General features: G+C 61.2%; 12 protein-coding genes. 5 read left to right on the top strand and 7 right to left on the bottom strand.

Going from position 1 to position 12,048, the window contains the following annotated elements:
- Positions 1-15: 15 nt before the first annotated feature.
- Positions 16-1,767 carry a flippase activity-associated protein Agl23 gene (locus ACN2TU_RS03130; protein WP_435152875.1) on the bottom strand — a complete coding sequence of 584 codons (1,752 nt, stop codon included), beginning with the start codon at positions 1,765-1,767 and terminating at the stop codon, positions 16-18.
- A gap of 81 nt (positions 1,768-1,848) precedes the next feature.
- Here ACN2TU_RS03130 and ribH point away from each other — a divergent pair, with 81 nt between their 5' ends.
- Together ribH and ACN2TU_RS03120 are read left to right on the top strand one after the other, a co-directional pair.
- Positions 1,849-2,250 carry a 6,7-dimethyl-8-ribityllumazine synthase gene (gene ribH / locus ACN2TU_RS03125; RefSeq protein WP_435152874.1) on the top strand — a complete coding sequence of 134 codons (402 nt, stop codon included), beginning with the start codon at positions 1,849-1,851 and terminating at the stop codon, positions 2,248-2,250.
- Positions 2,250-3,398, top strand: coding sequence for a pyridoxal phosphate-dependent aminotransferase (locus ACN2TU_RS03120; protein ID WP_435152872.1), 1,149 nt, complete (start codon positions 2,250-2,252; stop codon positions 3,396-3,398). The genes ribH and ACN2TU_RS03120 overlap by 1 nt, the downstream gene beginning before the upstream one ends.
- On the opposite strand, the gene ACN2TU_RS03115 is transcribed toward ACN2TU_RS03120, so the two are convergent.
- The 3 genes from ACN2TU_RS03115 to ACN2TU_RS03105 all read right to left on the bottom strand — a co-directional run bounded on the left by ACN2TU_RS03115 (position 3,395) and on the right by ACN2TU_RS03105 (position 6,648).
- Entirely contained in the window at positions 3,395-4,735 is a 1,341-nt protein-coding gene (locus ACN2TU_RS03115; RefSeq protein ID WP_435152871.1) for a sodium:solute symporter family protein, read from the bottom strand. The two genes, ACN2TU_RS03120 and ACN2TU_RS03115, sit on opposite strands and share 4 nt — an antisense overlap.
- Positions 4,736-4,829: 94 nt before the next feature.
- Positions 4,830-4,973, bottom strand: a complete 144-nt coding sequence (locus tag ACN2TU_RS03110; RefSeq protein WP_435152869.1) for a hypothetical protein — start codon at positions 4,971-4,973, stop codon at positions 4,830-4,832.
- A gap of 484 nt (positions 4,974-5,457) precedes the next feature.
- Complete coding sequence (locus ACN2TU_RS03105; protein WP_435153639.1) at positions 5,458-6,648, bottom strand: threonine synthase; 1,191 nt, start codon at positions 6,646-6,648, stop codon at positions 5,458-5,460.
- 76 nt (positions 6,649-6,724) lie between these two features.
- On the opposite strand from ACN2TU_RS03105, the gene ACN2TU_RS03100 reads away from it, so the two are divergent.
- Together ACN2TU_RS03100 and ACN2TU_RS03095 are read left to right on the top strand one after the other, a co-directional pair.
- A complete protein-coding gene (locus ACN2TU_RS03100; RefSeq protein ID WP_435152868.1) occupies positions 6,725-7,165 on the top strand; it encodes an NUDIX domain-containing protein in 441 nt (146 codons plus the stop codon).
- A 171-nt stretch (positions 7,166-7,336) separates the two neighbouring features.
- Positions 7,337-8,593: an NAD(P)/FAD-dependent oxidoreductase gene (locus tag ACN2TU_RS03095; protein WP_435152866.1), complete on the top strand. Its 1,257-nt coding sequence runs from the start codon at positions 7,337-7,339 to the stop codon at positions 8,591-8,593.
- 17 nt (positions 8,594-8,610) lie between these two features.
- Here ACN2TU_RS03095 and ACN2TU_RS03090 read toward each other — a convergent pair whose 3' ends face one another.
- Positions 8,611-9,297, bottom strand: coding sequence for a metallophosphoesterase (locus tag ACN2TU_RS03090; protein ID WP_435152864.1), 687 nt, complete (start codon positions 9,295-9,297; stop codon positions 8,611-8,613).
- A complete protein-coding gene (gene artA, locus ACN2TU_RS03085; RefSeq protein ID WP_435152863.1) occupies positions 9,284-10,192 on the bottom strand; it encodes an archaeosortase A in 909 nt (302 codons plus the stop codon). Before artA ends, ACN2TU_RS03090 begins: the two co-directional genes overlap by 14 nt.
- Positions 10,193-10,568: 376 nt before the next feature.
- On the opposite strand from artA, the gene ACN2TU_RS03080 reads away from it, so the two are divergent.
- Entirely contained in the window at positions 10,569-11,351 is a 783-nt protein-coding gene (locus ACN2TU_RS03080; protein WP_435152861.1) for a DUF7839 domain-containing protein, read from the top strand.
- Between the two features lie 29 nt (positions 11,352-11,380).
- Here ACN2TU_RS03080 and ACN2TU_RS03075 read toward each other — a convergent pair whose 3' ends face one another.
- Positions 11,381-11,947, bottom strand: coding sequence for a J domain-containing protein (locus ACN2TU_RS03075; protein WP_435152860.1), 567 nt, complete (start codon positions 11,945-11,947; stop codon positions 11,381-11,383).
- Between the last annotated feature and the right edge of the window lie 101 nt (positions 11,948-12,048).

The following is a 12,048-nucleotide window of genomic DNA, read 5'->3' as shown; positions in this document are numbered from 1 at the left end:
CGAGAATATGCACGATTATGCAGACATATCTGCGTTTCGGAGCGCGCTCTTTTTGATGTACACCGTCGTCTCGCTCCCGTACAGCGTGAGTTCGTGGTCGTACGCCACGTATCCGGGCAGATGTTTGTCGAGGTCGGGTTGCTTCTCGGTTCGGCTGATAACGACTGGGGGTTTTCGATTTTCGAGGGTTTCGTTCTGCATCGTGCTATCGACGTTCGCGTCCGCCAGTTCGGTGTACCACGGCAGCGGCAATCGATTGTACCACCCGTTTGCAGGTTTCCAGTAATCGTTGTCGCTCTCGTCGGGGACGTAGAAGATGTAGCTACTCTGTTCGTTGACGTAGCCGTAGTACAGCACGTCCGTCCCCTGCTGATTTGCCTTCGATACGGCCTGCATCTTCTCCAGCGTCGGGCCGATTCCGTCGGCCGGTTGGCCGAACTGCACGAGGTAGTTGTCCTGCTGGCCGCCGAACATGCCCGGAACCTGATGGTCTTGCGGGTGCATGTAGACGAAATTGACCGCTGGAAACGCGACTTGCGCAACCACGAGTAGGGCCACGAGCGCGGCGGCCGCGGTTCCCGTATCGTCGTCGTCTTCGTACGCTTCACGACCCCAGCGGTAGAGGAGCGCCACACCGACTGCCGCCGGGATGGCGAGAGGCGCGACGACGTGGGCGGTGACCCATCCCGCTTTGATGTCCGTCACGAGCGGGTAGCCGAGAATGCCGACTGCACCCCAGTAGAATGCGAACGAAACGAGGTCACGAGGTCGCTCGTCCACGTATCGTGCCGCGAGGAATCCGATCACCGCAAAGACGAGCAGTGGAAGCGCGCCCTGTTCGAGCACGGAAACGAAGTGTTCGAAGTAGGGAAGATAGGCGTGCCCTTGACTCTTGACCCATTGGTTATTGAGTTCCGCCCACGACCCCACCGTCGCTTCCGAGATGACCGCACCGAACATCGACGGATTGCCGACGGCCTTCCAGAGCCCCGGCCCTTCGACGCCGCGCGCCCGCGGTGCGTAGAAATAGACGATGATGGCGAAAAATTCGAATAGGCAGAGGAGGATGTGAGGCGCGAATCGCGAGATACCGCGTCCCGCCCGCTTTGCGTACTCGATGAATACGCCGGTCCATCCTCGTTCATGATTGCGCGCGAGGAACAGTCGGTGGTCGAGCAACAGCGCGCCCGCACCGACCCACGAGAGAAGGTAGAGCAGGACGTTCTCCTTCGTCGTGAACCCGAGTGCCATCGCCGCGGTTCCGGCGTAGAGGTAGCGAGCCTTTCCGGTCGCGTGCGCGCGAAGGAAAAATCCGAGCGCGAACAGCATGAACGCCGCGAGGAGCACGTCGTTCCGCATAAATCGCGAGTAGTAGAGCAGGATGGGATTCACAGCGAGAAAGAGCGCGAGGGCGACCATCTCCGATTCGCAGAGATGGTCGCGGTAGAGCCATGCGGCAAGCGGAAGCAAGCCGGTGATGAGCGCGACTGGAAGCCGCGCCATGAAGTCGCTCGCGCCGAACAACTGAAAGAGGATGCTGTTCACTTGGGGGAAAAACGGCCCGTGGATGACCGCGTGATACTCGAACACGCCGGTTTTCTGATAGCGGAGAATCCAATATCCAACTCGGGCTTCGTCCCAGTGAGCGACCCTCGAACCGAGACCGAAGAGGCGGAGCGCTATCGACAACACCGTGATAGCGAGAAGGCCGGAAAGCGCCCGGTTTCGGGGTGCCCACGCAGAAAAGGGGCGTTCGCCTAAACTCATTGTTTTTGCTCAATACGGGGGAGGGATACAAGCGTTGCGGAGAGCGGTAGTTCTTTTAGTCGCGCTGGCCTCCCGCCACACATGGTAACGCTCGGTCTCGTCGTCGCGGAATTCAACGCGACGGTCACGGAGCAGATGGAGGCGTCGGCACGCGAAGCTGCCGCCGAGCACGACGTAGAGATAGTCGAAACGCTACACGTCCCCGGGGCGTACGACTCGCCCCTTGCGGCGGACAAACTCGCCCGGAGGGACGACATCGACGCCGTTGCGGTGCTCGGAGCCATCGTCACCGGGGACACCGACCACGACCAGGTCATCGCAACCGCCGCCACGCAGAAACTAACCGACGTGAGCCTCGAACGTGACAAGCCCGTCACGCTCGGTATCATCGGCCCGGGGATGTCGGGAGCGGAGGCCCGCGAACGTATCGGCGCTGGCGCACAGGCGGTCGAAGGAGCAGTTGACCTCGTGGAGGAACTCTAATGACTATGAACTTTTCAGACCGAATTCAGCGCGTCGAACCCAGCGCAACGCTCGCAATCAGCAGTCTCGCCTCACAACTCGAAGCCGAGGGCGAGGACGTTATCGACCTGAGCGTGGGCGAACCGGATTTCCCGACGCCCGAAAACATCGTGGAAGCGGGCGAAGAGGCGATGGAAGACGGCCACACGGGCTACCCGCCGTCGAAGGGGGTTCCGGAACTCCGCGAGGCAGTCGCGGAAAAGCTCCAAGCCGACGGGTTGGAGTACGAAGCGGACAACGTCATCGTCACGCCCGGCGCGAAACAGGCGCTCTACGAAACCGTACAGACGCTCGTAGACGACGGCGACGAAGTCGTCCTCCTCGACCCGGCGTGGGTCTCCTACGAGGCGATGGTGAAACTTGCGGACGGCGACCTCACTCGGGTTGACCTCGCACCGCACGATTTCCAACTCGAACCCGCCCTCGACGACCTCGGCGATGCCATCTCCGATGACACCGAACTGCTCATCGTCAACTCGCCGTCGAACCCGACCGGAGCGGTTTACTCCGACACCGCACTGCAAGGTGTCCGCGATTTGGCGGTCGAACACGACGTGACCGTCATCAGCGACGAGATCTACGAGAAGATCACCTACGGCGTCGAACTCACGAGTCTCGCGACGCTCGACGACATGTACGAGCGCACGGTCACAATAAACGGCTTCTCGAAAGCCTACTCGATGACCGGCTGGCGACTCGGCTACCTCGCTGGACCGGAGGAACTGGTCTCACAGGCCGCGAAACTCCACTCACACTCGGTTTCCTCAGCGACGAACTTCGTCCAGCGTGCAGGCGTCGAAGCCCTTCGCAACACCGAGATAGAGGTCAGCGAGATGGTCGAGGCGTTCCACGAGCGTCGAGACCGCCTCGTCGCGTTACTGAAACAGAACGATGTTGACGTTCGAACACCCGATGGAGCGTTCTACCTGATGTTGCCCGTTTCCGACGACGACCAGCAGTGGTGTGAGGACGCGCTGGAAGAGGCCCACGTCGCTACGGTTCCAGGAAGCGCCTTCGGCGCGCCGGGCTACGCGCGGATTTCCTACGCGGCAGATCTCGGTCGAATCGAGGAAGCCGTCGAGCGACTGGTCGCAAACGACCTGCTCTAATCAGCCGACGAAACCGCTTCTTTCGTTCCGTCCGCCAGTAGTACGTGCCAACCGACAAGCGTCAGCGCTCCCACGCCGACACCGGCAATGGTCGGAGCGACGCCGAACGGACTCCCGGCGAGACGGAGGGCGACCCCGATGACGGTGCCGGACACCATCGACGCGACGAGCGCACTGCCCGCGACGCCGCGCCAGTAGAGTCCCGCGTAGACTGGAAGGAGGAACGCACACGTGAGCAGGACAGCCCGGAATTCGTAGAGGCTGATGATGGCTCCCGGCGGATTCACGGCGACGACGGTCGCCGCGAGACCAAAGAAAATCGTCGCGTAGCGCGACACGTCGAGTTGCTTCGATTCGGGCGCATCCGGGGCGAAGTAGCCGTAGATGTCGCGGGCCGTCGTGACGCCGGTTGCGTGAAGTCGCGTGTCCGTCGTCGAGAGGATGGCGCTCATCGCGGCGAGAATGATGAACGCGCCAACTTCGGTCGGGAGGTACTCCGTGATGAGCACCGGGAACGCACGGTCGGTGTTCTGAATCGCGAGTCCGACGTTGTGCAGCGCGACGCTCGTTGCACCGCCGAGGAGGACGAGGATGACCTCGAACGCGCCGAGCAAAACGCCCGCGGCGGCGAGGTGGAACTTCGCGGTTTTGATGTCCCTCGTCGCGTTGATTCGGATGATGTTGCTCTGACTCGTGAACACCGTTCCGAAGAAGGCGACCATGGAGCCGACGATGCCAACCACGGTGTACACGCCGTTTCCGAGGGGCGCGGTGTTCGCGGCGTCGAGCGCGGCGAATTGCGTGTTGATGGACGCGAGACCGCCGAGGTCGAAGGTGAGGTAGACGAGCGCCAGCACGACCATCGCGTACATGACGATTCCCTGCAGGAGATCGGTCCATGCGACACTCACCAAGCCACCCATGACGGTGTAGGCGATGAACACGAAGCCGAGAAACCACACCATGTAGCGGTAGGGGACGCCCGTGATGGTCGTCACGAGGATACTCGCGCCGACCAACTGCATGATGAGGTAGAGCCACGCGTTGCCGAGCAGAACGACGGCGGCGACCGGACGTGACCACTCCTTTCCGGTCACATCGGCGATGATGTCGGGGAACGTGACGTGGTTCAGTTCCCGAACCCGGTGGACGACGAAGTACAGACAGCTGATACCGAGCATGAGGCCGAACGAGATGCCAGCCATCACGGCGTAGCCGACGTCGTAAATCGCGCCGATGAATCCGACGACGGCGACCGCGCTGACGAAGTTGGCGACGTACGACCACGTGGCCAGCCACGATCCCAAGTCGCGCCCGTACACCCAGAAGTCCTCCACGTCGTTCGTCCGGGTGTAGCCTCACGCGCCGACCGCGAGAACGACGAGAAGGTAGGCGGCAAAGGTGACCAAATAAACGGTGTTGACCGCCATTCTATAGCCTCTCCGTCTCGTATCGGTCGAATGACTCGCCCCCGACGACGTGGACGGCGAGGTAATGAATCATTCCGATACTCCCGGCGACGAACGTTGCAACGAACACGAGAAACGTCGAGAGCGGGAGTCCGAGAACGCTCATGGATATCCTCCGATACTCGTCAAATCGTTCGGACGGTGGGTTTCGGGGTCGGATACGTGTCTCATCGTCCGTTCGTAGTCGCGTCGTCTGTAAACGGGAACCGCTGGAGGCGAATACTCCCGCACCCTCGGAGTAGTGGCAAAACGGGTCTGAGAACCAATTTCGTTCGGTTCGAGCGGAACGACTCGAATCGACCGTCCGAAACCGCGTCAGCGATCTCGGAAATACTTGCAAGAAGCACGAGACCATCGGGATTTGGGTGCCGCCACCCGTCGAAAACCGGGTCGCGTGATTCGATTACGATTCGTCGGTCACGATGAACCGATTCGCGATATAGACGCCGATAGCGGATCCGACCGAGGACTACAAACTCTGCCGAAGGTCGTATCCGAACACGAACAGCGCGATCGGAAACACGACGACGAATCCCACGACGAGGGCGAACAGTGCCTTTTTGCGAGGCGAGGTAGCCATGTGACCCGTTTCAGACGCCCATACCCATCAGGTGACTGCGGAGCACGTCATCGTCCTTGTTCCCCGCGCCAGTGTTGAGCAGGACGACGGTGTCATCCTCGTCGAACTCGCCCTGCTGGGCGAGTTCCCACGCGCCGCTCGCGGCGGCGGCACAGGTCGCGCCCATCTCCAGGCCTTCCTGCTGGGCGACTGCGACCGCGGAATTGAGGATATCCTCGTCGCTGGTTGCGACCGCACCGCCGTCGCTATCGCGCAGAGCGTCGAGAATCATCGGACTCGCGCCGGGGTCAGGAATCTCGATACCGCCGCAGATGGTGTCCGGCGTTTCCCACGCTTCGTGAACATCCTTGCCCTCTTCCCACGCTTTCACGATTGGCGCACAGCCGGTCGCTTGGGCGGCGTACATCGCCGGAAGGTCGTTGGTTAGGCCCAACTGGCGGAACTCCTTTGCGGCCTTGTGCATGCCGACCAGTCCGACCCCGCCGCCGGTCGGGTAAACTACGGCGTCGGGAACCTCCCAGTCCATCTGCTCCGCGATTTCGTAGAGCATCGTTTTCTTCCCTTCGTGGCGATAGGGCGTGACGAACGTCTTGACCGAGTACCAGTCTTCGTCCGCCATCGCGTCGGCGTAGGCTGCGCCCGCGTCGCCGATTCGCCCCTCGACGACGGTCATGTCGCCGCCGTGGACGTTCACCATCGCTTTGTTGGTGAACCCGGCACGCGTCGGGAGGAAGACGTGCGATTGGAGGTCAGCGCGGGCGGCGTAGGCTGCAGCGGCCTGTCCGGCGTTTCCGGCGGAGGCAAGCGCTACGTCGGTCGCACCGTGTTGGGCCGCCGCCGTCACCGCCATCGTTTGGCCGCGGTCTTTGAACGTCCCGGTCGGATTGCGTCCCTCATCCTTCAGGAGGACGCGCCCGACGCCCATCTCCTCCGCGAGGTTCGGGCATTCGACTAACGGGGTCGCACCCTCGTCCATCGTCACTGCCGAGTCGCGGGTAAAGGGGAGCAGCTCCTCGTACTTCCACATCGTATCGAATCGTCGGGATTCGAGGTCGCTTCGCGAGAGGTCGATTTCGTCGTAGTCGTAATCCGGGTCGAGGATGCCGTCACAGTCAGGACAGCGATGGGTTCCGACCTCGGCGTCGAACGTTTCGCCGCAGTCCACACACGTCAGGCCGATGAATGCGTCCGTCGTCTCCATAATCGGTGGTTCGTGGGCTGGCACTAAGCCCTGTTCATCCCCCATCTCTTTTGCTCCCAACTGATAAGTGTCACCCATGGAACTGGACTCCGTGAAATCGCTGCTTGCCGAACGCGCAGAAACCCTACGCAGTTCGCTGACAAGACGCTGGAGCGACGTTCCACACCGAGTTCGTGACCCGATTCGGGTTACTGACTACGAATTCCCGGTGACGCCGGACGAGATGTTTCCGTGGGTCGCAGTCTGCTTCGTCGTGGACGACGGGCGGGTTCTGTTGGTGCAGGACTCGAAACACACGTCCGCGTGGGAACCACCGGGAGGGAAAGGTGAACAGGGAGAACGACCCGCCGAAACCGCGGAGCGCGAAACCCGCGAGGAAACCGGAATCGACTGTGAAGTGACCGACCTGCTGTTCACCGAGACGTTGCGGTTCGATTATGGCGGGCCGGTATTCGCGCCGGTTTTGCAGGCCGGATTCGTCGCGCGGGGAGCGGGCGGTGATGTTCAGGCAACATAGGACGCTATCGAAGACGTGGCCTGGTTTTCGCGGGGCGACATGCCGGAGGGGACGCAGTTTCGTGAGGATGTGAAATCGATGTGGGGTCGGTGAATTCAAGTCGGTGCGGTAGGTCGCTTCCCCAACCAGATAGGCCAAGAGACGTTTACGCGACACGAACGACTACCCTCTATGACAACCGTCATCGTTGCAGGTGCGGGACTCGCGGGACTCATCGCCGCCCGTCATCTCGCCAAACTGGGTGTACACGTTCAGGTGTTCGAACGCGAGGACGAGGCCGGTGGCCGAGTCCGAAGCCGGAAACAGGACGGATTTATCCTCGATAGAGGCTTTCAGGTTCTCTTCACGTCCTACCCCGCCGCGAAGCGCGAACTCGACTACGACGAACTCGATTTGCGGTACTTTTCCCCCGGCGCGGTGCTGGCCCGCCCGGGTAGTCGGTCGGTGCTAGCCGACCCGTTTCGTGACCCTCACGCGCTGTTCGAATCGGCGACGAACCGCGAGGTGAGCATCGGAGACAAGATTCGAACTGTGCAACTCCGGCAGGAACTCACCCGGAAACCGAACCGCGATATTTTCGACGGGGACGACGAATCCATCGAAGAATACCTCCACAAACGAGGATTTTCGGAACAGTTTCGAACTCGCTTCGCCGGGCCGTTTTACGGCGGCATCACGCTCGACAGGTCGCTTTCGACCTCGAAGAAGGTGTTCGAGTTCACGTTCAAGATGCTTTCCACCGGTCGAACCGCGATTCCGGCAGATGGAATGGGCGCGATTGCCGAGCAGTTGGCCGACAACGCACGGAAAGCGGGAGCACGAATCCAGTTCGGAGAAAGCGTTTCGGCAGTCGATGTGGACGGCGACATGGTGGAGGTCGAAGTCGGCGGTGAAACCATCACCGCCGACGCCGTCGTCGTCGCAATCGACCCGAAATCCGCCCGTGAGTTGACCGGCGCTGATTCGATTCCGACCGACGCTCTCGGCTGCGTGACACAGTATTTCGCCCACGATGCGCCGCTCGATGCGGGAAAACGGATCCTACTCAACGTCGCGGACGACGCGCCGAACGAAATCGTTCCGCTATCCGCAGTGGCTCCGGAGTACGCACCCGACGAGCGAGAACTGCTCTCCGCAACGTTTCTGGGCGTGCCGGACAAGTCGGACGACGAACTCGCCGAACGGGTCGGAGAAACGCTCCGAGCGTGGTATCCCGAGCGAACGTTTCCGAACCTCGAACGCCTCCACACCGACCGAATCGAATTCGCGCAGTTCGCCCAACCGCCCGGAATCTTCAATAGCTTACCCGGAAATCGAACCGGTCAGGACTCGGTGTATCTCGCGGGAGATTTCACCGAAGCGTCATCGCTCAACGCCGCGATGGAGAGCGGCCGGAAGGTCGCACACGCAGTGTACGAGGATTTGTGACCCCTCGTCAACCACCGTTACAGCATCTCTCGAAACTTCCCGAGCGCTGGAAACCGATACGTTTCGTCCGCCTCGTCGTCGTGGACGATGGGTCGGAACGCGGACGAACTGCCGACGAGTGGCGTCTGAAAGTCGCTTCCCCACATTCGGTTGACAACCGCGCCACTCGCAAGCCGCGTGAACGCGGGAAGCACGAGCACATCCGAACCGCGGAAGGTGTCCGGCCCCCACAGATAACAGGGTCGGCGCTTTCCTTCGATTTCTATCGCGGGATGGTCGTGGCCGACGATGTATCGCGGCGCGGCTGAGCCGGGTTCCTCGTGGCCATGACAGACCAGCGTCCCGTCGTTGAGACGGTGGTGGTCGAGCGGGTCGACCAGTCGGTCGAGAACTGTATCGTGATTTCCGCGAACTGCGATGAAATCCGCGTCGGCGTCCTCGGCGAGTGTTCGAAGGTCGGCGAAGGTTTCCGTCGCTTCGTCCGGTAGCCGGTCGAATGCGTGGAGCACGTCACCCGCGAGAACGACCTCTTCGGGTGAGAATCGGTCGAGAAGCGCGTCGAACCGGGCGGTCAAATCCTGCCGTTCGCCGAGCGGGAGCGAAACGCTGGATGTCGCATCCCTGCCGATATGGAGATCCGCGAGGACCAGCGCGTTCGCTTCGGGAAGGAAAACCGCCCGGTCTGTGAACTCAGCGTCCTCCATCGGTTCGAACCGTTCGATGGAGGTCGTATTCGTTGCCGGTGACGAGGTAGGCCACGTCCTCGATGACCGTCAGCAGTTCCGGCAGGTCGCGGAGCACCAGCCAGAGGATTGCGACTAGGGCGACCACCGCGAGCAGTTGGGAGAGCACACGGTCGGCGATGAAAAACGACACCATCCCAGGGTCTCCGTAGCCCACCATCGACATGATGGGGTCAACGAAGAACTGGAACCACTGATTTCCGAAGGCCAGCGCAATGAAGACGTTTCGAGCGACGTTCAACATCCAGATGATCGAAACGGCGATCGTGAACGCCTTGAGTTTCCGGCGAAGCGGTGCCTTGACCGCGGCGATGAGGCCGCCGAAGATGCTTATGCTCCCGATTCCGGTGCAGGCGAGCACGAGGTAGGTGTAATAAGAGTGGCCCGTCTCGTCCGTGAAGATGAACGCGCTGTGGTAGCCGTTTTGCTCGGCAATCGTGAACTCGGGGTTGTAGCCGAGCGATTCGATGACGAAATTCGTCTGGTAGCTCACCAGTTCAACGAGCCATTGACGAAGGAATCCGACGCTCGAAAACGGGACGTAAATGATGCCCATTGCTGCAACCGCACGGGAGAGCACGAACAGCGTGTCCCGTCCGGAATAGAGTTGATAGCCCGCGTAGGCACAGAGCGGCACTGCCGCGAGGCTCAGCGCACCCTCCACGAAGCTCTTCATTTCGAAGGCGAACCGGGGAAAGAGAACGCCCCAGAACACGCCGAAGAGCACCCACGCCCCGGCACCGACGGTACGGGCGGTTTTACGGTCGTATCGCTCGAGCGCCGCGGTGGCGACGAAGGAGGCGATGACCAACCACGCGAGCACGTCGGGGAGGGCGTCGGGGACGACTGCAGCCACGGTTCATCACTTGTCGGCCCGTAATATAGACCTGACGCTCTCTCGAAACGGATGCCACGTACTTTTTCGCCAACAAGCATCGGTTTCTCCTCGCCGTAGGAGTGTTCAAATCGGGGCGGTCATCCTGTCTTCGCTTCTCATCGTATGCCTCCAAGCCGACGCGTTCCGCGTCGTCCACGACAGAAAATGAGTCACCATCGTAACCGGACCGACCGTTACCGACGTTCGGGACATTCGACTAAACCACGCCAATGCATCCGAAGGTCGACATGGTGGTGCGAGTAGCGTTCAATAACGAATCGATCAGTATCGCTGAACGGGTTACTCGAATCACTCGACCGCTGGTGTTTTTATCGTCCCGCCCGACTGTCCGAATATGGCCGACGTGCTGGAGGACAAGCGTGCCGCAACCCGGTTTCGCATTCTCGCCGAAATCGCGGACCGTCAACCGGCAGTGAGTCAAGGCGAAATCGCAGACGCCGTCGGCGTCACGAGCCAAGCCGTCAGCGAGTACACCCGTGGACTCGTCGCCGACGAACTGGTCGAAAAGAAAGGGCGCTCGCGCTACAGCGTGACCAAGGAGGGCGTCGATTGGCTCTTGCAATCCGCGACCGACGTGCGCCGATTCGCGGATCACGTCACCGACGACATCCTCGGAAACGTCGGGGAAGACGCCGCGATAGCGACGACCGATATCGAAGAGGGAACGACGGTAACCCTCTCGCTCGAAGACGGGTTACTTCACGCGACGCCGGGCAATGAGGGCCCGGCAACCGGCATCACCACGACGGATGCGACCGAGGGAACAGAAGTCGGCGTCACGGAGTTCGAAGGTATCATCGACCTCGAACCCGGTCGAGTTACGGTGTATCAAATTCCGCCGGTTCGTTCCGGCGGGAGCCAAGCAGTCGATTCGGAGGCCCTGGCGGCGGCCTGCCGGGATAGTCCGGTTCTCGCCGCAACCGGCGTCGAAGCGGTCGTGGCTCTCCGCTCCGCGGGAATAAAACCGGATACGACGTTCGCCGCGGGCGAAATCGCGGCCGAGGCCGCGGAGCGCGGACTCGACGTGGTCATCGTTGCAACCTCGGACAGTGTCGGTCGGGTCACCGACGCGCTTCGCGACGCTGGCGTAGCCTACGAAGTGGCAAACGTCAGTTAATCACCGAAGCAAGCCGCGAGAAAAACGATTCAGCCCGCGTGGTTTTTTGCGGTCGTGTAGGCCTCCCGGACGCGCTGGAACTCCTCCTGCGTCCCACCGTGGTCGGGATGGACAACTTTCACCTTCTCACGGTACGCGGATTTGATTTCCGCGAGGGTTGCCCCCGTCGGCACGCCGAGGATGGCGAATGCGGCCCGCGTCGTGTCCACGTCTTCCTCTTGCTCCAACGTCGGCGTTTCGAATGGAAGTCGGTCGCCGAGATGGTACCCCGGCATCTCGTGTTCGACGAGAACCGCGTACGTTCTGGATTTCTCGATGCGGAAGAACGCCCGGGCGTCGAACGTGATCGCGACGTCACGCTCCGGGAGATAAAAGGCGACATGCTGGCCCGCGACGAAGTGGTCTTCGGCGAAATCTTCACCGATAGCTCGCAGATACTGGCGAATTTCGATTCGGCGCTTTCCCTCGCCGAATACGTACGTCGCGTTCGTTGCCTGCTGGGTCGGAAAGAGGCGGGCCCCTACGACAAAGATTCCAGCGATGACAACGGCGACCGCCAGCGAGAGCCACAGACCGGAGACCAGCCAGTCGGGCATGATACTTATGTAGGGTACGAACAATAAAGAAACTCCCGCCGAAGCAGTCGAAAATGGCACATTTACAACCCAATACACCAAGTACTACTCGTTATTTATTT

It is taken from the genome of Haladaptatus marinus (genome assembly GCF_051194195.1).
This window is presented reverse-complemented; position numbering and strand designations above follow the sequence as displayed.

Coding starts and splice junctions, on each gene's coding strand:
- ribH (WP_435152874.1), top strand. CDS start 1,849: ATGGTAACGCTCGGTCTCGTCGTCGCGGAATTCAACGCGACGGTCACG.
- ACN2TU_RS03110 (WP_435152869.1), bottom strand. CDS start 4,973: ATGAGCGTTCTCGGACTCCCGCTCTCGACGTTTCTCGTGTTCGTTGCA.
- ACN2TU_RS03080 (WP_435152861.1), top strand. CDS start 10,569: ATGGCCGACGTGCTGGAGGACAAGCGTGCCGCAACCCGGTTTCGCATT.
- ACN2TU_RS03090 (WP_435152864.1), bottom strand. CDS start 9,297: ATGGAGGACGCTGAGTTCACAGACCGGGCGGTTTTCCTTCCCGAAGCG.
- ACN2TU_RS03100 (WP_435152868.1), top strand. CDS start 6,725: ATGGAACTGGACTCCGTGAAATCGCTGCTTGCCGAACGCGCAGAAACC.
- ACN2TU_RS03130 (WP_435152875.1), bottom strand. CDS start 1,767: ATGAGTTTAGGCGAACGCCCCTTTTCTGCGTGGGCACCCCGAAACCGG.
- ACN2TU_RS03075 (WP_435152860.1), bottom strand. CDS start 11,947: ATGCCCGACTGGCTGGTCTCCGGTCTGTGGCTCTCGCTGGCGGTCGCC.
- ACN2TU_RS03120 (WP_435152872.1), top strand. CDS start 2,250: ATGACTATGAACTTTTCAGACCGAATTCAGCGCGTCGAACCCAGCGCA.
- ACN2TU_RS03095 (WP_435152866.1), top strand. CDS start 7,337: ATGACAACCGTCATCGTTGCAGGTGCGGGACTCGCGGGACTCATCGCC.
- ACN2TU_RS03105 (WP_435153639.1), bottom strand. CDS start 6,648: ATGGAGACGACGGACGCATTCATCGGCCTGACGTGTGTGGACTGCGGC.